General features: G+C 45.3%; 17 protein-coding genes. 12 read left to right on the top strand and 5 right to left on the bottom strand.

Annotated elements, in window-relative coordinates; all coding sequences use genetic code 11:
• The first annotated feature begins 1 nt into the window (after position 1).
• Positions 2-1,351, top strand: coding sequence for a Mur ligase family protein (locus MKX34_RS01250; protein ID WP_076107311.1), 1,350 nt, complete (start codon positions 2-4; stop codon positions 1,349-1,351).
• On the opposite strand, the gene MKX34_RS01245 is transcribed toward MKX34_RS01250, so the two are convergent.
• Entirely contained in the window at positions 1,346-2,143 is a 798-nt protein-coding gene (locus MKX34_RS01245) for a hypothetical protein (RefSeq protein WP_076107309.1), read from the bottom strand. The two genes, MKX34_RS01250 and MKX34_RS01245, sit on opposite strands and share 6 nt — an antisense overlap.
• Positions 2,144-2,506: 363 nt before the next feature.
• On the opposite strand from MKX34_RS01245, the gene MKX34_RS01240 reads away from it, so the two are divergent.
• From MKX34_RS01240 to MKX34_RS01210, 7 genes are all read left to right on the top strand, one after another.
• Entirely contained in the window at positions 2,507-3,400 is an 894-nt protein-coding gene (locus tag MKX34_RS01240; RefSeq protein WP_036687229.1) for a sugar ABC transporter permease, read from the top strand.
• Positions 3,397-4,275, top strand: coding sequence for a carbohydrate ABC transporter permease (locus MKX34_RS01235; protein ID WP_038568194.1), 879 nt, complete (start codon positions 3,397-3,399; stop codon positions 4,273-4,275). Before MKX34_RS01240 ends, MKX34_RS01235 begins: the two co-directional genes overlap by 4 nt.
• A gap of 52 nt (positions 4,276-4,327) precedes the next feature.
• Positions 4,328-5,713, top strand: coding sequence for a sugar ABC transporter substrate-binding protein (locus tag MKX34_RS01230; RefSeq protein WP_076107308.1), 1,386 nt, complete (start codon positions 4,328-4,330; stop codon positions 5,711-5,713).
• Between the two features lie 134 nt (positions 5,714-5,847).
• Positions 5,848-6,837, top strand: a complete 990-nt coding sequence (locus tag MKX34_RS01225) for a LacI family DNA-binding transcriptional regulator (RefSeq protein ID WP_076101123.1) — start codon at positions 5,848-5,850, stop codon at positions 6,835-6,837.
• Positions 6,838-6,868: 31 nt separating this feature from the next.
• Positions 6,869-7,864: a BadF/BadG/BcrA/BcrD ATPase family protein gene (locus MKX34_RS01220; RefSeq protein ID WP_076107306.1), complete on the top strand. Its 996-nt coding sequence runs from the start codon at positions 6,869-6,871 to the stop codon at positions 7,862-7,864.
• A 6-nt stretch (positions 7,865-7,870) separates the two neighbouring features.
• Entirely contained in the window at positions 7,871-9,181 is a 1,311-nt protein-coding gene (locus MKX34_RS01215) for a 6-phospho-beta-glucosidase (RefSeq protein WP_076101120.1), read from the top strand.
• Between the two features lie 189 nt (positions 9,182-9,370).
• Positions 9,371-10,849, top strand: a complete 1,479-nt coding sequence (locus tag MKX34_RS01210; protein ID WP_076297230.1) for an acetylhydrolase — start codon at positions 9,371-9,373, stop codon at positions 10,847-10,849.
• On the opposite strand, the gene MKX34_RS01205 is transcribed toward MKX34_RS01210, so the two are convergent.
• A complete protein-coding gene (locus MKX34_RS01205) occupies positions 10,831-11,805 on the bottom strand; it encodes a MerR family transcriptional regulator (protein WP_256717074.1) in 975 nt (324 codons plus the stop codon). The two genes, MKX34_RS01210 and MKX34_RS01205, sit on opposite strands and share 19 nt — an antisense overlap.
• A 458-nt stretch (positions 11,806-12,263) precedes the next feature.
• Positions 12,264-13,604 (bottom strand): PLP-dependent aminotransferase family protein, encoded by a 1,341-nt coding sequence (locus MKX34_RS01200; RefSeq protein WP_076297229.1) that lies wholly within the window; start codon positions 13,602-13,604, stop codon positions 12,264-12,266.
• Positions 13,605-13,746: 142 nt separating this feature from the next.
• Between MKX34_RS01200 and MKX34_RS01195 the strand changes: the two genes are divergently transcribed.
• Positions 13,747-14,670 carry a DMT family transporter gene (locus tag MKX34_RS01195; protein ID WP_036687214.1) on the top strand — a complete coding sequence of 308 codons (924 nt, stop codon included), beginning with the start codon at positions 13,747-13,749 and terminating at the stop codon, positions 14,668-14,670.
• A 96-nt stretch (positions 14,671-14,766) separates the two neighbouring features.
• On the opposite strand, the gene MKX34_RS01190 is transcribed toward MKX34_RS01195, so the two are convergent.
• A complete protein-coding gene (locus MKX34_RS01190) occupies positions 14,767-15,414 on the bottom strand; it encodes a hypothetical protein (protein ID WP_076297228.1) in 648 nt (215 codons plus the stop codon).
• A 160-nt stretch (positions 15,415-15,574) separates the two neighbouring features.
• On the opposite strand from MKX34_RS01190, the gene MKX34_RS01185 reads away from it, so the two are divergent.
• From MKX34_RS01185 to MKX34_RS01175, 3 genes are all read left to right on the top strand, one after another.
• A complete protein-coding gene (locus tag MKX34_RS01185; protein ID WP_076297227.1) occupies positions 15,575-16,312 on the top strand; it encodes a response regulator transcription factor in 738 nt (245 codons plus the stop codon).
• Positions 16,290-17,642 carry a HAMP domain-containing sensor histidine kinase gene (locus MKX34_RS01180; RefSeq protein WP_076297226.1) on the top strand — a complete coding sequence of 451 codons (1,353 nt, stop codon included), beginning with the start codon at positions 16,290-16,292 and terminating at the stop codon, positions 17,640-17,642. Before MKX34_RS01185 ends, MKX34_RS01180 begins: the two co-directional genes overlap by 23 nt.
• A gap of 714 nt (positions 17,643-18,356) precedes the next feature.
• Positions 18,357-19,112, top strand: a complete 756-nt coding sequence (locus MKX34_RS01175) for an SDR family oxidoreductase (RefSeq protein WP_076297225.1) — start codon at positions 18,357-18,359, stop codon at positions 19,110-19,112.
• A gap of 103 nt (positions 19,113-19,215) precedes the next feature.
• Here the strand turns inward: MKX34_RS01175 and MKX34_RS01170 are convergent, their stop codons facing one another.
• A complete protein-coding gene (locus tag MKX34_RS01170; protein ID WP_081384014.1) occupies positions 19,216-23,565 on the bottom strand; it encodes a glycosyl hydrolase in 4,350 nt (1,449 codons plus the stop codon).
• Positions 23,566-23,624 lie beyond the last annotated feature (59 nt).

Genomic DNA, 23,624 nt, shown 5'->3' with positions numbered 1-23,624 from the left:
CGTGGAATTCACTTCACAATCCCAAGTTGAAGATATGATCTACAGCTCTTATCTAAGAGCCATTAACAACATTACACAAACTTTGGATGAAGAAGTTAGAAAACCGGAGTTAACCAGAGTATTACTGGATGCAGTTGGAAGTCCGGATCGTAATCAAAAATACATACTGGTCACAGGCAGTAAAGGTAAAGGCTCCACCTCTAGATTTATCTCCTCTCTGTTAAGTCACTTGGGATATAAAGTGGGGTTATTCACCTCCCCTCACCTGGTGGATTTCAACGAAAGAATCCGGGTCAATGGGCAGGCAATAGCCACCGAAGATTTTGTACGATTAGGTAATGTAATTCGCGGGGGCTTCCACCAGATTGAGGAGCAGCTTGCTGCTGACGAATATCAAGGTCCGGTTGGGGTTGCTTTGGCTATTGCGGCTTTGTACTTTAAGGAGAAGGGTACAGATATCAATGTGATTGAATGCGGTAGAGGGGGAAGGTTTGATGACACCAATGTCCTGAGCAATGACTGGGCTGTCATTACCCCAATTATGGAAGAGCATGTAGCCCATTTGGGACCTGATCTGAGCAGCATTACACTGCACAAGCTGGGGATTGTCAAAAACAACACAACAAATGTCTATGTTAGCAAACAGAAATCGGGAGTTCTTGCGATCATGAAGGACAACCTCTCCTCCAACCCTGTGCAATATTATGAAGAACAGTTTTTAGCTGAATCTATCACAACCACTTCTATCGGGACTACTTTTGATGTCCGGACGAAGCAAGCCATTTATCCATCCTTGACCCTCCCGCTATTGGGACAGTTTCAAGCGGTCAATGCTGCTAGCGCAGTGTCACTTTGTGAAGAGATTACAGGGGGACCCTTGGATCAGGAGATCGTACACCACTGTTTTGAACAATTACAATGGCCGGGGCGTTGTGAAGTTATCTATCATGACCCGCTGACGATTATTGACGGAGCTATTCATAGAGATTCTGCAAGCTATCTGGCTGAACTTATTCAATTAGTGAATCCTGAGCGCAGCCGTACCGTCACATCCATCATCGGTGTCCCTAAGGATAAAGATTACACAGGGGTCATCGAAGTCATGAGCACAGTCTCGGATCAACTAATCGTAACCAAACCCGATATAAGCCATCTATTTTTCCCTACGGATGCCCTGCTAATCGCCAAAAGTTTTCTCAAAAAAAGTTCCGAATTCCCTTGTTTAGAGGATGCTCTTACGTATCTTAAAGAACAATCACCTTCGGAGATTATTGTAATCGTGGGTACGCAAACTCTAATCGGAAATGCCAAAAGATTATTCGGGCAATCGCTGCTGAATATCGGCTTATAACTGATTCATACGCTGAAGAATAACTTCCCTGTAAAGGTCTGAGAGGCCAGGTACTTCACTTGGATTTTGCTTGCAATATTCATCTAACATCACCTTATGGTTGACCTCAATCACCATCAAGCCTTGATTTGTCTCTAAGATATCTACTGAGCAGAAATCAAGGCCCAGCGCTTTAGAGGTCCGGGAGGCAAGCTCCGCCAGCGCCTCTTGTTTGGCCTGATCTTTCACCTCAATCGTAACAGCCCCGTTAATCAAATTATGCTTCCACGAACGAACTCTTTTTTTGCCAAGGAATACACGCGCCTGATGATTAAAGGTTACAATTCTATACTCAATCTCCGCTTCATAATAAGGACCTATTGCCCCATTAAGCTGTAAAGAAAATAATAAATCGAGCTTTTCGTGCAGATCGGCTATCTCATTGATTTTGTACACATGCTTTCCCTGCGCCCCGTTATCCTGCTTCATAACTACCTCCCCATTGCGCGCTTGGAAATAACGCTCAGCCAATGGATAAGGATTCAAATTGCTAAATTTGGAGTCAGGATGCGGCAAATAAATATGTTCTACGGCTGGGATATTCGCCTTATGCAAAACATCATAAGTTAGAGATTTACTCATGGCAATAATCGTAGAAGCACTGTTGTTTAGTCCGATCTCAGCGTCTACCATCACAAATGATTTCACTCCATCTGTCGCTCTATATACGAAATTTGGTGTAATTTCCTCAAAGCTAATCCCTGAGGCTGTAACAGAATGCTGGATCATTTTTAAGTAAGGTCTAGTCGTCATTCAGTTTCCTCATTTCTAACAAAATATGACCAAACCTAATCATAGCATGAGAAATATCAATCAAAAAATAATAATATTGCGTTATAATAGTTAACACAATAATCTCTCAAATCTTGTTCTAGGTCCATTTTTCACAAAAATAGCAGAATACATGTTACGTTTAATAACTGATAGCGCTTTTATAGTTAAAATAAGTGTTGATTATTTAGTGATCATCCTCTATGATAAGCTTATTAAAGCGAATCAAAAAGTTAAAGCGATTAAACTTTAATCTCTAGGCGCCTAGTATTATTGCTAATTAATAGTGTTAGTTTGATTAAAAGTTAAAGCGCTTATACTTTTAAAACGAGAGGTTGGTGTGTCATGATCAATCGCGAGAACAGGCGGCAGACGTTCTACATGTATCTGTTCATTTCTCCTTGGATTATCGGCTTCCTAGTATTCGCCCTTTATCCTATCTTATCATCGCTTTACTTCAGCTTTACTGATTATGACATCATACACCCACCTAAATTTATCGGGCTCGCTAACTACACAGAGATGTTTCACAATGACCTGTTCTGGAAATCGGTGGTTGTCACGCTGAGATATACCTTCATCGGTGTACCTATCCAGCTTGCGCTCGGTCTTGGCTTTGCGCTATTGCTCCACCAGACCATTCCTCTGCGCGGCTTTTTCAGAACAGCAATGTATTTTCCAAGCATGGTATCCGGCGTGGCCATGTCCCTGCTGTGGTACTGGATCTTCAACCCGCAGATCGGGCTCTTCAATTACATCCTTTCCTGGTTCGGTATTCATGGACCGGCTTGGCTGATGAACCCAGACACTGCGCTATATGCCTTGATTATCATGACTTTCTGGACAGCAGGTTCAGGAATGATTTTATTCCTCGCAGGTCTGCAAGGCGTACCGGCAAGCTTGATCGAAGCCGCTAACCTTGACGGTGCTGGGCGCTTCAGAATCTTCCTGAACATTACCTTACCGATGATCTCTCCCGTGCTGCTCTTCCAACTAATTATGGGACTGATCGATTCCTTCCAAGTCTTTACCCAAGCTTTTGTCATGACTCAAGGGGGGCCGAATTACTCTACCTGGTTCTATGTCTATAATCTCTACACCAGTGCTTTCAAAGAATATCGTGCCGGTTATTCCTCAGCCTTGGCATGGGTGCTCCTTATCGTAGTTATGCTGTGCACCGCACTAATTATGAAATTGTCTAACCGTTATGTTCACTATGAAGGAGGCGGACGCAAATGAGTACAGTCAGAGCGCTAAGCCCCCGGACTAAAGGAACAAAACGCCGCCGGAAAGCGGAGCCTGTTAAGATTTTCAGCTTTATTACTCTAGTAGTTACAACATTTCTGATGCTGCTTCCTTTGTTCTTCATGGTCTCCACTTCACTTAAGTCCAAACGCGAGATGCTGAAGTTCCCACCCACCTTTCTTCCGGAGAGCTGGCAGTGGAGCAATTACACAGAAATATTTGATACCCTGCAGTTCGGTACACTTTATAAAAACAGTCTGATTATCGCCGGCTTTAGTGTTGTGGGAACCTTGATTTCTTCGGCGCTAGTCGCCTATGGATTCGCCAGATTCAGAGGTACAGGTAATCAGGTGTGGTTCATCCTGCTGCTGAGCACCATGATGTTACCCTATCCAGCCATTATGATTCCGCAATTTGTACTCTTTTCGCAAATGAACTGGATCGATACCTTTTTACCCTTGATCGTGCCTGCTTTCTTCGGTTCAGCCTATAATATTTTTCTGCTGCGCCAATTCTTCTCTACATTGCCTGAAGAGCTGTTTGATGCCGGACGCATTGATGGCTGTGGCGAAATACGAATGTGGGCTACCATAGCAATCCCACTCTCCAAACCTGCACTTGCAACCGTAGCTATCTTTGCTTTTATCTACAACTGGAATGATCTGCTTACGCCAGTGCTTTACTTAAGCTCATCAGATAAGTTCACGCTACCCGTCGGGATGGCTTCTCTCACCTCATCGAGGTTCCGCATTCCACCTTGGCATCTGCTGATGGTTGCTTCGGTTCTAGCTATGGTCCCAATCGTTACGCTGTTTGCTGTAGCCCAGAAACAGTTCGTCGAAGGGATTGTACTTACAGGGATTAAGTAATAATCCGCCATCCGGCGGCCAAATATACTTGAAATCATGGAGGGTTTAGCTAATGAACAAGAACAGGAAAAGTATTGCGCTTTTACTTGCAGCAACCATGCTCGTTGTTCTAGCCTTATCAGGCTGTAGCGGCGGCAAATCGGCGGGTAACGCCCTATCTGAAGGAAACGGTGGCTCTACTAATTCTGGAGGCAAAGCAGAAACGGTAACGATTACCCATTACACAATAGATTCAGAAGACCGCACATTTGTCGAAAAATTAATCCCTGACTTCGAGAAGCAGCATCCGAATATTAAAGTGAAAGTGGAAAAAGCGCCATATGAGCAGTTCGACAGCAAGTTGCAAACGCTAATTGCCGGCGGCAAATCGCCCGACGTGACAAGTCACTGGGGGTATGGAGGTTTCGCAGAATACTACAATAAGGGTATGTTGCTCGATATGACCGACCTTATGAAAGAGGATGGTTTCAAGGCAGAGGATTATAGCATCCCAGAGAATCTGATGAGCATCTACAAGGTTAAAGATCACACTTACGGCATCCCGGTCAATATGTATGTCACCTTGATGCTCTATAACAAAGACATGTTTGATGCTGCCAAACTGACTTATCCAACAAGCGATTATGAAGATAAGAGCTGGACGTTTGAAAAAATGGTCGAAGAAGCTAAACAAATGACGCTTGTATCCGATGATATCGCCAAAACTCAATATGGCGTAGACTTCACTTGGTCCGAACGCGATATGCGGCCATTATATTTTGGAGCGGAGCCTTACTCAGAGGATACATGGACTAATGGCGGCGTGCCTTCCGAGACTTATTTTGACTCCCCTGAAGTGATCGCTGCCTACAACAAGCTTTTTGATCTTGTCTTTAAGGATAAAGTCTCTCCTTCTTCCGAATGGAGCAAAAGCGTAGCTGGACAGAACGGTGATCCCTTTGTTGCTGGTAAAATCGGCATGTCTATCGGAGGCTCATGGAACCTTGCAGGCGCAAATGACTTCCCCTTCAAAATTGGCGTTGCCGCTGTGCCTTGGGGAGGCAATGATAAGGTACGCAGCACCCTTTATGTCGATCCGCTGCTGATCTTGAAGGACTCCAAACATCCGAAGGAAGCTTTTGAATGGATCAAATACCTGATCACAAGCGATGTACAGGAGAAATCCATTGAGCTTAGTGGCGGTAACCCACCAGTCAACACCGAAGCTGCAGAAGCTTACTATAAACATTTTGAAGGTATCGATCCACAGGATATCAAAAATGTCTACGAGGGTGCTGTTAACTACGGCTTCGAATCCTACAACCACTTAATTACCAACTACTCGCAAATTAATGACATGTTCATTAATGAATTGCAGCCAGTAGAAACTGGACATAAGACGGTTGAAGAGGTGATGGCGACGATTCAGAAGAAAGTTACAGAGATCATTCAGCGATAACTGTTTGGCAGGTATACCGCCCCTTTAGGGACGGTATACCTGCGTGAAATCATACGTTTAGCGGACAGTCTGCCAACCCTGTATACTGGAAGTAGAAAACAGGATCGGAAAATCTGCCGTGAGGAGAATTAAAGATGAAAGTGAGTATTTTTGATGTAGCCAAAAAATCCGGATTATCCGTTGTAACCGTATCCCGGGTGTTAAATGGGGCCGAATCGGTGCGCGAGAATAATCGCCAAAAAGTGCTGGAGGCAATTAAAGAGCTGGATTACCGCCCTAATGCTGCAGCACGCAGTCTGGCAAGCGGTAAGACGGGAATTATCGGTATTATTGTCACTACCCTGCAAGATTCCTTTTTTGACGCAGTGGTCAAAGAGCTGAATGAAATATTAGCGATGCATGGTTATTTTTTAGCGATATCCATCTCAACAGGCATCGAATCGGATGACAGCCATTATTTAATTCAGGAGGATCGTGTAGACGGTTTAATTCTGCTCTCTCCAATGGAAGAGGACAATTATATTGTGGAGTTAAAACGGCGGGGTATCCCTTATGTGCTGATAGATAATCAGAAGCCCGAAAATGATACCTACTCCATCACGATCGACAACTTCAAGGGGGGATATGCAGCTACGCGTCATCTGCTGGAGCTGGGACATACTTCAATCGCTCATCTCTGCGGTCAGGAAATGTTCCGGAGTACGCGGGAGCGGCGCAGTGGATTCCTACAGGCGCTTCAGGAACAAGGGCTGACCCCCTTTGAGATCGTACCAGGTGATTTCGATATTGGGATGGGATACGATACCTGCAAACGTTGGCTGAAGGAAGGAAAGCTGCCCACCGCCGTATTCGCCGGGGATGACAATATCGCGCTAGGAGTCATCAATGCCCTGATGGAAGCGGGTATTCAGGTACCCGAAGAGGTGGCAGTGGTCGGCTATGACGATCATTATATTGCTTCACAGCTTCATCCACATCTGACAACAATACGTCAGCCTGCGGATAAAATCGGGCTGGCAGCCGCGGATATGCTGCTCAAACGCATCTCTGGAAAGATGAAACGCGGAGCCGGGATGCGGATTGATCCGGAACTTATCGTACGTGAGTCTACCGGAGCTGAGTAGATTAAATTTTATACACTAGGAGTGACGACCATTGACTTACTACTTGGGGATCGATGGGGGAGGCACGAAAACCTATGCTCTGCTAAGCGATGAACATGGCAATGTTCTTGGTAAAGGCAAGAGCGGTAACGGCAACCACCAGACAGGCGCCCTTGAGGCCGCCAACAGTATTCAAGAGGCCACATTCGGGGCACTGGCTGAAGCCGGACTCCGGTTGGAAGACATCCAGCATACCTATCTCGGACTTGCCGGTGCTGATCGCGAGGCCGACTACGCTATTCTCCATCCGATGATACGCCAGATAGGATTCACCAAATACACTATTAACTGTGACACTATGATCGGTCTACGCGCCGGAACGAATCGCCCATATGGTGTCGCGCTCATCTGCGGCACCGGCACCAATTCAGCAGGCAGAAACCTGCAGGGAGAGCATTATCAATGCGGCGGCTTTGACTATATGTACGGTGATTTTGGCGGAGGTGGCGCACTCAATATTGAGGTGTTTCGTTCCGTTATCCGAGCTTGGGACGGCCGGGAACAGCCCACCCTCTTAACAGGCTTACTGCTAAAAATGCTAGGTTATGAGGAAGTTGGGCATTTGTTTCACGATTTCCTCGATCATTGGAAAAAAGTCCCTGTAAATGTTGCTCGCCTGCTCTTTGAAGCAGCAGCTGAAGGCGATGCCGTAGCGTTGGAGATTTTACATCGGCAAGGGGTTGAACTAGGTAAGTCTGCGGCAGCTATCATTCACAAGCTAGGCATGGAGCAGGAGACCTTCGATGTGGTGCTGGCAGGAAGTCTGCTAACCCGAGGGGATCGCGGTTGGATTCGCCAGCCTATCGAGAAAGCTGTACATGCTGCAGCCCCTCAGGCAACCGTGGTTACCCTTGCCACAGAGCCTGTAGTCGGTGCAGTATGGTCAGCTATGGATCAAGATGGATTGGCCCTTAGTAGTGAAGTATATGACAAAATGCGGAAATTTCAGGATTATGAATCGATCAAACAAACTACAAGACAGGAGTGATTAATCTTGGCAGCTAACCAAGGATTAAAGATTGCAGTTATCGGTGGAGGTTCTTCGTATACCCCAGAATTAGTAGAGGGATTCATTCTTCACTATAAAGAACTTCCCGTGCGCGAATTATGGCTTGTAGATATTGAGCCTGGTCTTCGCAAGCTGAATATTGTAGGTAACTTGGCAAAACGTATGGTGGAGAAATCCGGCCTTCCGATTGAGGTTCATCTGACAACAGACCGCCGTAAAGCTATCGAAGGCGCCGACTTCGTCAGCACCCAGATGCGTGTCGGCATGCTTGATGCCCGTGCCCGTGATGAGTCGATTCCGCTCAAATATGGCGTTATTGGCCAAGAAACAACAGGTCCTGGGGGAATGATGAAAGCACTGCGCACCATCCCTGTTATTCTGGATGTATGCCGTGATATCGAGGAACTGGCTCCCAACGCATGGCTGCTCAATTTCACTAACCCTGCTGGGATGGTCACCGAAGCCGTTCTGAAATATTCTAAGGTTAAAAGTATTGGCCTGTGCAACGCACCTATCGGCCTGATCAAGCAAGTCTCTGCCAAATATAATGTAGCAGCAGACCGCGTATATGCCGAATTTGTGGGCCTCAACCACTTGCACTGGATTACTCGTATCGATGTTGAAGGTGAAGACAAGCTGGATGATATGCTTGCAGATACAACCAGCTACAGCGCTAAGAACGTACCGGCAAGAGAATGGAACCCGGAATTCCTGCAATCCCTTCATGCACTGCCCTCATACTATTTAAAATATTTCTATATGACCGATGCCATGCTCGAAGAGCAGATGGAATCCCATAAACAAGGCATTAACCGTGCTGAAGTCGTCAAACGTGTAGAAGAAGAGCTCTTCGAGCTTTATGGCAATCTAGAGCTAAGCGAGAAGCCGAAGCAGCTGGAACAGCGCGGCGGTGCTTTTTACTCAGAAGCAGCTGTTAATCTCATGAGATCGCTCCATAACGGATCAAACGACATTCAGACCCTAAATGTCGCTAACCGCGGCATATTGGACTTCCTGCCAGATGACGCCAGCATTGAAGTGAACTGCGTGGTCACCAAAAACGGCCCGCTACCTCTGCCACTGACCAAAATTCCAACCATGGCTAAAGGACTCATTCATGCTGTCAAAACCTATGAACAGCTGGCGATTGACGCCGCTGTAACCGGAGATCGCGCCCTTGCCCTTCAGGCGCTCGCACATCACCCGCTTGTTCCGTCCGTGGACGTAGCGATTCGGATGCTGGACGAAATGCTGGAAGCTAATAAAGAGTTCCTGCCGAACTTTTTTGCGAATTAATTCATACCTCCTATCGAGAAATAACTAAAAGAGACCGAACCCGGTCTCTTTTTTTTCTTGTTATAAATCTTAAATAATCCTCTAAATATAGTGAAGTCACAGCGAGCAATTGATTCTCCCCTAACAGGAGGTTTTATACTTGGATTCAGTACAGCAGCCAGAAAAGAAAACCAAGGAGGATTATAGATTATGAGATTACTTGAAATCACACTTGTCTTATTTAATGTATTGTTGTTGGGTTGGCTAACCTTAGGACGGCCCAAAACACAGCGCGGGTGGCTGATCGGCGGCGGGATTTCTACTGCTTTACTGCTTATCCATGCATTCGTGGAAGGGTTGCGGTGGCCGATGATTCCAGTGTATCTGATCACACTATGGGCAATCGTGGGCGGAACAAGACTTTTCTTCCGATCCGCAGCAAAGGCAGCAAGAAAACCGCAACGGCGTTGGAAAACACTAGTGCTGACTGGAGTTGGGGCGGTTTATGCTGCCGTTTCCATTGCTCTGCCCCTCCTGTTCCCTGTATTTTCTTTTGCGGAGCCCACAGGTCCTTACAAGATAGGAACCGTCACCTACCATTGGACCGATTCTGCACGGGAAGAAAAGTTCACAGAAACATCCGGTGACTCCCGCGAATTAATGGTGCAAATCTGGTATCCAGCAAGTTCAGAGTCTACAGGGAGCCCGGCGCCATATTTATCTGATCCTACTCCGTATATAGAAGGGCTGCATGAATTTTTACAATTGCCGGAGTTTTTATTCTCAGGATTAAAACTGGCCAACACCCACGCTATTGCGAATGCCGGTTTGGCAGATACGGAAACTAAATATCCGGTGCTTCTTTTCTCACATGGATTTATGGGCTACAAGAATCAGAACACCTTTCAAGTCGAGCAATTGGCAAGCCACGGCTATATTGTCGTAGGGATTGAACATGCTTATAGCAGCGTAGCTTCGGTATTTCCAGACAAGTCTGTGGTAACGTTTGATTCAGAAGGAAAAACAGGCTATGAGCAAATGAAGTATTCTTTTATGGATCGGCGTAATGAAGTCTGGGTAGAAGATGCTAAGTTTGTGCTGGATCAAATGGAGACCTTATCTGCGGACGATCCTAGTGGTCTGTTTACAGGCCGGATCGATCTTGAACATATGGGTATGTTCGGTCATTCCTTTGGGGGAGCCACGACGGTGCAGATGCTGATGGATGATCAAAGAATACAAGCAGGCATTGATATGGATGGGGTACTTTACGGTGAAAAACGGATTCCTGCAGACGGCTTGAAGAAACCTTTTTTGCTCATGAGTGCCGATGACACCTTAAAAGGAGTAGACCAAACCAGCGATGCTGAAATCGCCGCACTACGGACGGATAGGAAAGAGATTACAGCCTACTATAATGAGCTATTCGCCCGGTATGAGCCAGTAACTGCAGGCGGGAACTATTGGCTGACTTTCAAACAAAGCAAGCACATAAGCTTCTCAGATCTATATCTGCTTACCCCCTTATTTGAATGGATGGAAGATGTGGATGTGCGCGGAACACATGAGCTGATTAATGAATATACGCTGGATTTTTTTGACCATTATTTAAAAGGACAGCCCTTGCAATATTTGAATAACAACCTGGGAGACCATCCGAAGTATACACTTCAACAAGGTGCGGAATGAGAATTCTCCTGCCCAAGCTTCCATTGTAGCCCTTCCATCAGCAAGGCGTTGCCTCTCACAATAACATCCCATTTGGGATTGAGGAGCAAGCATAGTTTATTAAAGCGTTCTATCCGTTCGGTAGGAGCAGTTTGCATCAAATGAGCATATTGGCGGAAAAAGGCGGCTTTATCGCGGAACTGCTCTGGACCTGCATACATCATCACAAAATCTTCAACAATTGCCTGTACAACAGCGCTGTCTGCTGATAGTTTTTGTTGCAAGGCTGCTTCCACCCGAATTCGGATATTCTCCAGCGTCCGAATCCAAACCGCAGCGGGAACGCGGGGATGTCTAACCATATTGAAAAAAGGCAGCTCAAATCGGACAAGCTCCTCCATGTACTGTGTATCGTTCATAAGTGCTTGCAGTTCGTTCCAAGCTACGGTTTGTCCGGCTGTCACTTTGACTTCATTCATAATATATTTATTGAACAAATATAAAAAGGTATCCCGCCATTCGGACGGCAATTGACCGAGCGGCTGTATTTCTTCTATTTTACTGGAGATGAACCGGGTTCGCTTATCAGCATTCATGGACAAAGAATCAACCAGCTCATTCATGTAATCCATGGAATCACCTGTTGAGACATGCTCTTGGGCTTGGCGCAGAATCGAAATCATATTGGTCAGCGTACTGACCTGGGTCTCCAAAGCTTCAATCTGCCAGTTGAGTGCTGTAGTGAGCTGGATTTCTCCAGCGATAACTTGGCGAATCTCGTCAATGCCGAAGTCCAAATAACGTAACGTTGTGATCAGCCGCAGGCGGGAAATATCTTCAGGAGTATATAAACGGTGCCCGCCTTCGCTGTGGCTGGATGGTTTCAATAGATCGATATCGTCATAATAACGAACGGTTTTAATAGTTGTGCCCAGCAGCTTAGCCACCTCGCCGATGGTTTTCGTATCTTTACGCAAGTGATCACCCTTTTTGATGGAATCATACGATGTTGGAATGGATTGTACCGAAAGGAACGACAGCTTTCAATTTGCTTGTTGCTGATACTTGCTACCCAAGCAAAGATGGATAAAGCATCTTGGTAATTTGCACTTAGCCAATTCGATATCGGACACAGCTGACCTTAAAAGCGGCTTTTTCCCACTTTTAGAGTGCTATCGGACCCCACAGCAGTTGTTAGCGTGAACACCACTCAATATGATCACTTTCTACTTGAATAGCGGCGCTGGGGTCCGAAACTCTTCTCCAAAGGCTAATAAATAGCAAATAACGTCATCTGGGTCCGCATGACTCGGCCGAAGATTGCACCAGAAAATGTGTTCGGATATTTATAGAGAAATCAGGGATTACTGACCTTTTATTATAGATGGCTCCCAGCATTTCCACCATTATTATCCACTGATTTATCGCTGCGCTCTCAGCGTATTTCTTGCATTACCTGTTCAATGCCAGAGCGAATATCCGGCTCTTTTACACTGGATACATTAAGCTTTAGAATCTTCTCTTTATTAAAAGAGGGCAAATACCCGCTGTCCGCCATTTCGACGCGAATGAACTTTTTTTGCAGACGTTTGATCATCTGTTCTGTCTTTACGCTGTCACTAAGCTTCAGATACGTATGCACGCCAAGCTGGCCGGTTGGATGGTAAGAATAATGCTGTGCTGTTGCTGTATCTAACTCTCTCATAATCGATTCATGGAGCAGCGTGGATCTTTTTTCGTAGCAGGAACGCATCTTTTTTCGGTGGCGCTCGAACATCCCGCTTCTCAGATACAACTCCAGGGCAGCCTGAGACAGCATAGAGCTATCTATATCCATCAGTCTTTTGAATCGGTTAAAAGAGTCACACAGGACCTCTGGCAGTACAGCGACACCGACACGCAGGCCCGGAAAAATAATTTTGGAAAAGCTTTTCAAATAGATCACATGGGAAGCATCGTCATAAGCGTAGATCGGATCCTCTTTTGCATCCTGCTCCAAGTCCGCCATGTAGTCATCCTCAACGATGTACACATCGTATTTAGCTGCTAGCTGAGCAATCGCCTTCTTCTGGGTACGGGTATAGGAGACGCCAAGCGGATTATGAAATCGCGGGACGGTATAAAAGAACTTGAACTGGCCTGTCTTAAATAACCGCTCTAATTCATTCAAGTCAACCCCAGCGTCCGAACGCTTTATCCCCTCTGTCTCAATGCCATACGTCTTCAGATATTCCATAAACAACGGGTAACCCGGCTGCTCAATCAGCACTCGCTGCCTGCCATTCGGAAAAGGAATTCGGGTCAATACGCCAAGCGCCTGCTGCACACCTGAGGTAATAAAAATCTGATCCGGATTGGCAAATACCTGATAAGAAGCCAGATGGCGCTGCATTTCACGAATAAGAGAAGGAAGCCCCTGCGGCGTTCCATAGATGAACAAGTCATTGCGGTACATATCAATCGCTTTATTAATACAATGTTGGAAATCCAGATACGGAAAAATATCCGGGTCGGGTGCAGACACCGTAAAATCGATCCAATGTGCACCTTCGTCTTTTCGCTGTCCGCTTCGTTTCATGACATAATAACCACTTTTTGAGGCGGCATAGATTAAATGTTTGTCCTGAAGATCCTGCAACGCGCGAATAACCGTACTTTTACTACATCCATAACGTAAGGACAACTCCCGGATAGACGGTAATTTATCCCCCTCACGATACGTATCCTCGGCGATTTGCAATTCCAGCTCGTTGATTAACTCCGAATACTTATACATCCCTTTCACCTTCCTCCAAGCTTATTCTGTACCGGTACAGATGAATAATAATTACATTGTAGCACAGCTACTCTAGCCTTAGAATAAAGAGCAGAACAGGACCGGTACCTAAATGCGCGCAACACTTTGGAGGTCTTTACTAATGAATACATCTTCTACTCAAAAAGCGATAGCAGCAGCTGTCTTGAATGCTATTATTGTCGGGTTTTCCTTTATATTTGTAAAAATGGCCCTAACCGTCTCGGATCCTTTTGATACGCTAGCTCATCGCTTCACGTTATCTTTCCTTGCCGCTTCTTTATTTACTTTTCCAGGGTGGGGGCGGGTGAAGTTTGGAATATCCAAGGCCGCAGTGATCATCCCACTGGCTTTAATGTATCCAGCGTTGTATTTCACCCTTCAAGCGTATGGGCTTCTGTATACAACCTCCGCTGTAGCGGGTATTATTCAGGCCACAATGCCCATCTTCACCATCCTTTTGGCGGCGATGTTCTTGAAGGAAACCACGAGCAGCTTCCAAAAGATCTCTACATTAATCTCAGTTGCAGGCATTATTCTTATCTTTGCCATTCCAGGTTTGAGTATCTCTTCTTCTAGTCTTTGGGGCGTCTTGCTCATCCTAATCTCAGCTTTATCCCTTGCCGGTTATAATGTTGCAGCTCGAAAGCTGACACGTACCTGGAGTCCCAAAGAACTTACCTATATGATTACTTTGTTCGGATTTATATTTTTTAATGGACTTTCGATCATTAAGCATGGTTCGGCAGGAACCTTGGATCAGTATTTCACACCTTTTCAAGAGCCCAAATTTATATTCTCCATGCTCTATCTCGGCGTACTCTCCTCCCTCGTGACCTCCTTCCTCTCCAACTATGCTTTATCACGGATGGAGGCTTCACGCGTGAGCATTTTCGGCAGTCTTTCAACAGTTGTCTCTATTCTTGGTGGTGTACTTCTGCTGAATGAGCAACTGGAATGGTACCATTGGACTGGTACAGTGATGATCATCGCCGGGGTGATCGGTGTGAACTGGCGGAAGCAAGTAAGGGCCAAAGGCAAAGCGTGAAGATTGATATGCATTCAAAAAAGACACCCCGCGAGGTGTCTTTTATCTTTACCCTTTTCAGTATCTCTATTCTGTATCAAGCCTCGCTAATCGCCGTTATTTGGCTGTTTCAAGCTCCTTGATCTTCTCTTTATATTGGTCCAACAGATTAGCTAAAGCTTCCTTGATCACAGTCGCATCTTTGGATTTAGCGGCACTATTCAGATCATCTTGGGCTTTGAAAAAAGCTTTATCCGCGTCGCTAAGATCTGGAATGGAAATAGCAATTGAAGTCGCGTCTACTGCTTTAATTGAGGTAGTGATATTGCTATTTACCTTCATATCATTGACTACAGGTACTACTTCAAGGTTACGACCAGCTTCGATATATCCCGCAGGTAGAGCTTCGGTGGATAGTATTTCTTTTGATAATTGAACTCCCTCCACCAGTTCCGCAGGCACAAGCTCGGCAAGTGCGGTTACACTAAATCCAGCAACCTTATAATACTGATCCAAGGTGTTCTTCCAGTCTTCTTGGGTATTAGGTGCGTAGGTCTTAGCCAACTCCAGGGGATCTACCCAATCAATAGTGGTTACTTTAGTGGCAATTGTTCCTTTAGAGGCAGCAGTAACCACGGCTGCGGCCGTTGTTTTCGTGTTTCCGTCTTGTGCTCCACTTGCTGCGTTCGTTGCAGACGGTGCAGCAACGGCGGACACTAGCAGGGTGGACAGCGCTAACTTTTTAAATAACATCTGTTGATTCATAAATACAACACTCCTCGTCGATTCGAATGATCTTACAAGACCAAGCTTACAAAATGGGTGTGGCAGAACATTGGTTAATTTGTGGAAAAACGATGGCAGCCGCCCCTACCCACCTCTGGATTGATATACTTGTAGGAGAATAATTTGGAGGTAACCCGAAATGAATAATCCATACCTCATTGCCGTAGTCGACGATGATGAACATATACGCAATCTTGTTGAAGCTTATTTACAAAAAGAAAATTACCACACCATCGGCCTTGGCAGCGCTGAGGAAGCATGGACCTTGTGGCAGACAAGCCCCCCGGATATGTGGGTACTCGACGTTATGCTCCCCGGCATGGATGGTTATGAGTTCTGTAAAAGGATTCGTAACGAAGCCGAAGTACCGATCATTATGATCTCCGCAAGAGATAATGAAGTGGATAAAATATTAGGATTGGAGCTTGGCAGTGACGATTATCTAGTCAAGCCGTTCAGTCCTCGTGAGTTAGTCGCCCGGATCAAACGGCAGCTTCAACGCTGGTACAAAATGAGTAATCAGGCCGAAAAGTTGCACAGTCAGGCCACTTCCACCCGTCTTGAAATCGACCAGCTTCTACTATTGCCGGAAGAAAGACGTGTATTCTGGTGTGGTGAAGAGGTGGACTTGACCAGCAAGGAATTCACCATGCTAAAAGTATTCGCTGATGCCCCTAACCGGGCATTTACAAGAGATGAGCTGCTGAGCTATGTGTGGGGAGACGACTATTTTGGAAGTGATCGCGCCGTGGATCATCTAATTAAACGGATGCGCAAAAAACTGGAGCATTTGCCCATTGAGGCTGTATGGGGACACGGATACCGCATGAGAACAGATGGGGGTGAGCATACGAATGAAACTAGCACATCAGATTAATTTAGCCTTTAGTATTGCATTGGTATTGCTACTATCTATTACTGCTGTCGTGATCCATTTTGTACTACTCAACCATTTTGTCGGAACACAAAAAGAGGATTTAAGAACCATTGGTGCGGCGATGTCAGCTACATTGACTGAAGAAAGTAAATACATCGGGGAGATTGGCACTCAGCTGGAAGCTCTGCCCGTGACCATACCTTCTCTAAGCACTGCAGGCGTCGAAGCCATTCTTAGCGATGAGACAGGAAAAGTCTTGTCCACATCATCAGAGATGAGTTCAATAGCAATAAACTACGATGCCAAGAGTGTCACAGGCCAAGCCACTGAGCTCCAGAACATTTGGAATGGAACAGATACACGGTATATTACTGAAGTGAAGGCTACACCTATAGGCACGCTAACTCTACTAACCCCTATGAGCGCAGTCACTGCTATTGAACAAGCTTTGCTCAAAAGACTGCTGATCGTTTTCAGTGCAGCGGGAGCATTTATGTTCCTATTTGGCCTATTTATCACCAAGAAGCTGATTCAACCTCTAATGAGGCTGCAACAAGAACTCCGCAAAGTCAAAGAACGCCACTTCTCAGATGTTAAATTAATTAAGGCAGGAGGGGAACTTGGCTCTGTCGCACAATCGGTATATGACATGGCAGATGAATTGAACCGTTTTAACCATGTGCAGAAACAATTTTTCCAGAATGCGTCTCATGAATTAAAAACCCCCTTAATGTCCATTTCCGGCTATGCTGAAGGAATCAAGGATGGAGTTTTTGAAGGTGAGAATGTAGTAAAAGGGCTAGACATTATCATGAGCGAAAGCAGCCGCTTGAAGAAGCTCGTGTCCGAAATGACTTTACTTGCGAAGCTGGACAGCGAGGAAGATATATTCAAGCCTACGGATATTTGTTTAAAAGATCTACTTACAGAAACCATCGAAAGAATGAACCCTCTATTGATGAAAAAAGAATTAACCCTCCATATCTCCCACGATCATCAAGATTCTCTTACGATTCGTGCGGATAGAGATAAGCTGCTACAGGCGCTTCTTAATGTAGTATCGAATGCCACACGTTACGCTAACCAACATATCTATATCCATGTTTCGGTCAAGGAGGGCCGGGCCCTGTTATCCGTAAGTGACGATGGTCCTGGAATTTCGGACGATCTGCTCCCCTATCTCTTCCATCGGTTTGTAAAAGGAAAAGACGGAGAATCCGGACTTGGACTGGCTATTTCCCGCGCAATCATCGAGCGTTGTGGAGGTCAGATCAGCGCAGGCAACCGAAGAAATGGCGGTGCGGTCATCTCGATGGGGTTTCCCTTATAATTATTCGTAAGAGGCTGTCTCAAAAGTAGTGAACTCTACTTGGGGGCAGCTTCTTTTTTATGGAATGGACTTGAAAAGAAAAGTAATGGATTTTACTGTGCCATATGACACCACGCGTAGTGTTCTATGATATTGGGTTGGGCGGTGGGCGTAGGCAGTGGGCGGTGGGCGACTTGCTAGGTGTGATTTTCGTACGGCTTGCGGTAGGGTTTAAACTAATTAGGGAAAAACTCCCTGAAAATAACCGGTATTCGCTCTAAATGAACGAAATCAGGGAATTCTTCCCTAATAATTAGGGGGATTTCTTAATTAGTTACTAAATCGGCCGAAAATCAGGTAAGTTTTCCCTAATTATAAGTCTGATGAACAGAAATCTCTGAATTTCAGGGAGAAATTCCCTAATTACTCTATAAGTACTTCACTTATTGCATCACTTGGAGCATCACTTGGTGCGCCACATGAATCATCAACTGTTCATCACTTGGTGTGCAGCTTAATTCAATCACTTAACAAGTACATAAGAGCTGGAATAGGCGTCATCAGCTGCTGTGTTATTCATCATCACCCTCTATATTCATCTTGGTAAATGATGCCGTTTCTACTTCATGGTAAATATAGCTACTATTTTGGGTAATATATAGTCGAAGTAACAATTACACCTTACCTCTGATAAGAGTTAAATACTACATTTTTTCACAAAAAGGAGATAGCAACATGAGCAGACTTGCAGGAAAAGTAGCTATTATTACTGGTGGAGCAGGCGGTATTGGTAAAGGAATGGCCTTGGCTTTTGTTAAAGAAGGCGCTAAGATAGCCATTATTGACCTCAATGAAGAAACCGGTAAAGAAACAATTAAAGAATTGCAAGAACATCAACCTGAGTCTATCTTTATTCAAGCTAACCTCAAGGAACACAATAAACTAGCTAACCTTGTTAAACAAGTAGCTGATAAATTCGGAAAAATAGATATTTTAGTAAACAATGCCCACGCATCCAGAATGAAATCTATCGAAGAAACTACACAGGCTGATTTCGATTTATCTTTTGATACAGGCTTCTATCCAACCTTCTATTTCATGCAAGCAGCACTACCCTATTTAAAAGAAACTCAAGGTAAAATTATTAACTTTGCATCGGGCGCCGGTCTCAACGGTGACACCAATCAAGGAACATATGCTGCTGCAAAAGAAGCCATCCGTGGAATTACCCGGGTAGCCGCTAATGAATTTGGTCCATTTGGAATCAACGTAAACATCATTGCTCCAATTGCTAATTCCCCTGGCATGATTGAATGGGCAGAAGCAAACCCTGAGTATTACCAAAACATGATTTCAAAAATTCCTTTGAGAAGATTGGGTGAACTGGAAAGTGATATTGGTCGTGTTGCGGTATTCCTAGCGAGTGAAGATTCCGATTATATTACGGGCCAGACTATCATGGTAGATGGCGGATCTATTAAGCTTCGTTAATTTCAAGCAGATTCTCGTAGACCTTAAAATGAATAAATTTGATGCTAAATAAATAAGCCGGAAGTGAACATCGTGAAATGTTCGCTTCCGGCTTTACTACTTTCTATTTAATCGTGATTTCGTCCACATATACGGTAGCACTACCCACCGGATCGGTTGCTGTGGTCATGACTTGTACGCCAATCGCTTGGGTCAAATTACGATCTGCTACCTTGCTGATATCCAATGTTATTGTAGTAAATCCATTGGTATCTACTGGTGCAGCCGTAGAAGCAGTCCATGTTCCCCAGCTTGAGCCACTTTGGGTGAACAGCTGAGCCATTACACCGCTAACATCGCTTGCATCAATAGGTACAACCTTGATTTTAAGCGTAATTGTTGATGCATTCGCTAAATTGGTAACCACCATACGACGCAGCTGGAACTGCCCTCCATTTAATGTTAAGTCCGCTTGCATCGAATGAGTTCCCTCAGCATACACAGCATTGCTCACCGATAGATTCTGGGCCAGTGCTGTATTATATTTATTATTTTCATCCACATTGATGCTGAAGCCTTGCAGTGTATTGTCCTCGAAGCCATAGACGACAGCTTCAGGTGCGGTACCATTCTTCAGGGTCCGAACATCATCCAGATACAGCGTAGAAGTTCCCATGCCACTGAATCCCTCGAGCTTGATACCTATGGCTTTTACACTATTAAGATCAGCAATACCTGCCAAGTTGAGCGAAACCGTAGTAAATCCGCTCGAATCTACTTTCACAGCTCCACTGTCAGCCCAAGACCAGGTCGATCCCGTCTTAATATACAAACGTGCATCCGCTGTTCCGTTCGACAGTTTAATTTGTGCGCTTAATTTATCTACCGCGCTCAGATCCAGACTGCCATTTTTGCTGAGCTCAAAAGCTCCACCTGAATCGAGTGAGAACAAGGAGCTTAACGAATGAGTTCCTTCAGCAGCCTCATCAGTCGAGATCACTGCCGCGGTTGCACTGGCATTATTCTGCTCTACTGTCCAGTCCTGAGTATCTTTTTCGAAGCCATACAACAGCTTCGCCTGTTCTGGCGTGCTGCCAGGACCTTCGCCCCCGTTAGGGACGCCACCCGTTCCATCATTAAACGCTGTAATATCGTCAAAGTACAGCGTACCAGACGTACTTGCTACTGTGTCCTTTTTATTTACGTAGATAGACACTGCCCGAATGTCCTTAAGGTTCTCTTTAGTGATTACTTTACCGGCATTTCCTGTATCCCATGGCGCTGGAGCGAACTGGCTGAATGGAATTTCCACCATGCCAGGTGTCGTACCTGCCAGTGAAGGATAAGCTTCAAAAGAGATGCCGCTTGCATTGACCTGAATAACAAGCTTGTGGTCACTGCCATCAGGTGCAATCCAGAGCTTCAATTTGTTGGCGTCCGACCAGTCGGCATTATTCATGTTTTTGGTACGACCTGTATAACCTTGACCATCCACATTATAATCGAACCTCAGGCCATACTTACCATCATTTTTATGGTCCGCATCAAGTGAGATCTTATTTAGATCACCCGCAGGACTTAATGCCGCACGAAGTAATTCATCATTCCCTTTGTAATTCTCAAAAGTATCTACAATCAATGGGTCCCCAATGCCCTGCACGTCACTTACAAAGATTTGGATCGTTTGTGAAAGTACAGAACCATCCTTTGCATAGGACTTAACAGTAAGCATCACGCCTGATTCGTCGAAGGCTACACCTGGTGTCCAATCTGCCAAGTAATAGAAACCTTCTGTGTCAGCTGCCATACTGTACTCTGTTGTGTCATCCCCAATCAGATAGGTTACTTTATCCACGTCCTGATTCAACACACGAACACGAAGGGTCGATGCTTTTGTCGTGGGCACTGTTTGGTTTGCGGTTGGTGAGGCAATGTGTAAAAAAGGTTGCTCGGTTTCTGTAGTTACCTGTTTCGAATACGCATCCGCAACAGCCACTTCATAGCTGAAGCTTGTATACGGATCCTTATAATAGTCTACGAAATCAGGGAGCAGTTCATGATCTCCTAGTCCGTTTGGAGCATTTCTATAAGGGACAAAGATAGAATCTGTATTGAAATTCGCCCAAGTCTGCATGTACGCCATCCGTTTAGCATCCGGATCAGACTGCAGCGCAGCGATTAGCTTGGTAAAGAATTTCAGGTCCTTCGTTCCAGTTGGCTTCACACCCGAATAACCGAACTCAGTAAATGCTGCAATTTTTCCCTTATCATCCGCCAGCTTCGAAATCAGCTTAGCATCCTTCACAACTGAATCAAACCAACCCTCAGTGGTTCCGTCATAATAATTATCGAAGCCAAGGATATCAACATAGTCATCTCCCGGATACGTCTCAAGGAAGGTCGCATCTGTGCCGTTAAACGGACTTCCCGGTGAGAATGCATATAAGAAGTTATGCACATCTTTTTTGTCCCTTAAGTATTCAACGGTATAACGATAGATTTCAGCATACTGCTCCTTCGTACGGTAAGGCGCACCCCACCAGAACCAGCCACCATTTTGCTCGTGGAATGGACGGAAAATGACTGGAATAGCTTTACCATCATCATCTTTTAAGTTATTCGCAAAGTCCGCAATCATATCCAGGAATGCATTAAATTCTGCATGCTTGTCACCGCCGGGTAATATATGCGTAAGCACATTTCCTTTGGTGTCATAAAAGTCCTTTCCTGTGACGAAGTTCGGCATATGCGAGCTTAATGTAAGCACGCCGCCTTTTTCATAAGCAGACTTCATCACGCCGATTAATTTATCACGATTCTCCAGCTTGCTTGCGCCTAAATCTCCCGGTTTCTCAAAACCTTCAAGACTAAGTGTATCCCAGCCGAACAGCCCCGGAAGGTCGCCTACTGCATTCTCGACCTCAGACTGCGTTCCGTCCTTTTCAGTAATAGAAAGTCCTTCTGTAGTAGCATGCTGATGTCCAAACAAGATCTCACTGCCGCGGATATCCTGTAAGTAGGCGAATAGTGATTTAGTCTCACTACTTGCATCAACATCCGCTAAATTCTCGATACGTCCCACAGGACCCGTCGGGTCGGTCGGTGTCGGTGTTGCTGTTGCTGTTGGTGTTGCCGTTGGTGTCGGTGTTGCTGTTGCTGTTGCTGTTGCCGTTGGTGTCGGTGTTTCCGTTGCTGTTGGTGTTGCTGTCGCTGTAGGTGCCGCGGTTGGATTAGTCGGGCCTGCCGGCGTTGTTGATGAACCCGATGCCGAGCTAGGCGCTGGGGTAGCCGTTGCTACAGGACCTTGATTGCCTTTGATAATGACAATTGTGCCAGGAGCAATGGGCTTACCGTTCAACGTTACTCCTGTTGCTTTAACGTCCGCTTTTGCAATGTCGCCCTGACCAGAAAGGGTGGTTCCAGTCGCTTTATCAGCAACGTTTAGATTTGCAATCGATGCGCCTTCACCTAGGATCAGTCCCACAGTTCTATTTAGAATTCCCGTGGTGATCATCGTCCCAATTCCAAACTCCAGCCTTGCTAGACTATCTACCGTTAGCTGAGAGATTTGGGTTGTACCACTCGTGAGGACACGAACCTCACCCTCTTTACGATTTATATTTACTTTGCCTAATGAGCTATTCTTAATAAGAATGGAGTTTACCCCGCCACCTGCAATAAATGTGGTGCCCGTAACCTTAATGCCCTCAAGGGTCACTTCGCCGTTACCGATCCCAGCGGTTAGATACAGGTTTCCGTTTATCGTTGCATTTTTTAACACAACACCATCATGATTAACGACTACATTTCCAGAAACTATTCCTCCTTCAAAGCTTCCAGATTGCGAGTAATAACTCTTCACTATTTTATTAATTAACGTTATAACTTCGGCACGGGTGATCCTTCCAAGCGGCTTAAAGGTTCCATCCTCATACCCTGTGATCAATCCTGAGAGCGCATCAACTGCATCCTTAGCATAAGCTTGAATCTGAGAGGAATCATTAAATCCACTCAATGATGAAGCGCTTTCAGTAGCTTGAAGAGTAAATATCCGAGCCAACATCGTCACCGCATCCTGACGCGTTATATAATCAGTAGCTTGTGCTTTATTCTCTGAGTATCCTTCATAATACCCAGCATATCGTGCCAACGAAAGCTGATCTGCATACCAATCGGCCGCTTTTACATCGGAAAAAGATTGATCTGACTTCATATAGAAACCGAATACCTTATTCAAGATCGTAGCAAACTCAGCTCTTGTAATTCCTTCATTGGGATGAAAAGAACCATCCTGATACCCGTTTAAAACGCCATTTTCTACCCACTTCGCAATATTTTGTTGTGCCCAGTGACCCTGTGTATCACCGAATCCAACAGTGGATGGTGCTGCTGCTGCAGAAATTACAGAAGGGATAGGAGACATTATCATTGCACAGGCAAGTATACTCCCCAGCCACTTTTTCGCTTTTTTCATTCCTAATTCTCCTTCGAAAATAAATGGATTTGATAATAAGAATAGCCAACCAGCTGTTA

The sequence above is a fragment of the Paenibacillus sp. FSL R5-0636 genome, assembly GCF_037974255.1.
In the GTDB taxonomy this organism is placed as follows: Bacteria; Bacillota; Bacilli; order Paenibacillales; family Paenibacillaceae; genus Paenibacillus_AQ; species Paenibacillus_AQ odorifer.
Note: the sequence above shows the minus strand (reverse complement) of the source record. Positions and strands in the feature narration are given on the sequence as shown.

Coding starts and splice junctions, on each gene's coding strand:
- MKX34_RS01225 (WP_076101123.1), top strand. CDS start 5,848: ATGAAAGTGAGTATTTTTGATGTAGCCAAAAAATCCGGATTATCCGTT.
- MKX34_RS01175 (WP_076297225.1), top strand. CDS start 18,357: ATGAGCAGACTTGCAGGAAAAGTAGCTATTATTACTGGTGGAGCAGGC.
- MKX34_RS01230 (WP_076107308.1), top strand. CDS start 4,328: ATGAACAAGAACAGGAAAAGTATTGCGCTTTTACTTGCAGCAACCATG.
- MKX34_RS01235 (WP_038568194.1), top strand. CDS start 3,397: ATGAGTACAGTCAGAGCGCTAAGCCCCCGGACTAAAGGAACAAAACGC.
- MKX34_RS01185 (WP_076297227.1), top strand. CDS start 15,575: ATGAATAATCCATACCTCATTGCCGTAGTCGACGATGATGAACATATA.
- MKX34_RS01200 (WP_076297229.1), bottom strand. CDS start 13,604: ATGTATAAGTATTCGGAGTTAATCAACGAGCTGGAATTGCAAATCGCC.
- MKX34_RS01245 (WP_076107309.1), bottom strand. CDS start 2,143: ATGACGACTAGACCTTACTTAAAAATGATCCAGCATTCTGTTACAGCC.
- MKX34_RS01190 (WP_076297228.1), bottom strand. CDS start 15,414: ATGAATCAACAGATGTTATTTAAAAAGTTAGCGCTGTCCACCCTGCTA.
- MKX34_RS01180 (WP_076297226.1), top strand. CDS start 16,290: ATGAAACTAGCACATCAGATTAATTTAGCCTTTAGTATTGCATTGGTA.
- MKX34_RS01210 (WP_076297230.1), top strand. CDS start 9,371: ATGAGATTACTTGAAATCACACTTGTCTTATTTAATGTATTGTTGTTG.
- MKX34_RS01170 (WP_081384014.1), bottom strand. CDS start 23,565: ATGAAAAAAGCGAAAAAGTGGCTGGGGAGTATACTTGCCTGTGCAATG.
- MKX34_RS01195 (WP_036687214.1), top strand. CDS start 13,747: ATGAATACATCTTCTACTCAAAAAGCGATAGCAGCAGCTGTCTTGAAT.
- MKX34_RS01240 (WP_036687229.1), top strand. CDS start 2,507: ATGATCAATCGCGAGAACAGGCGGCAGACGTTCTACATGTATCTGTTC.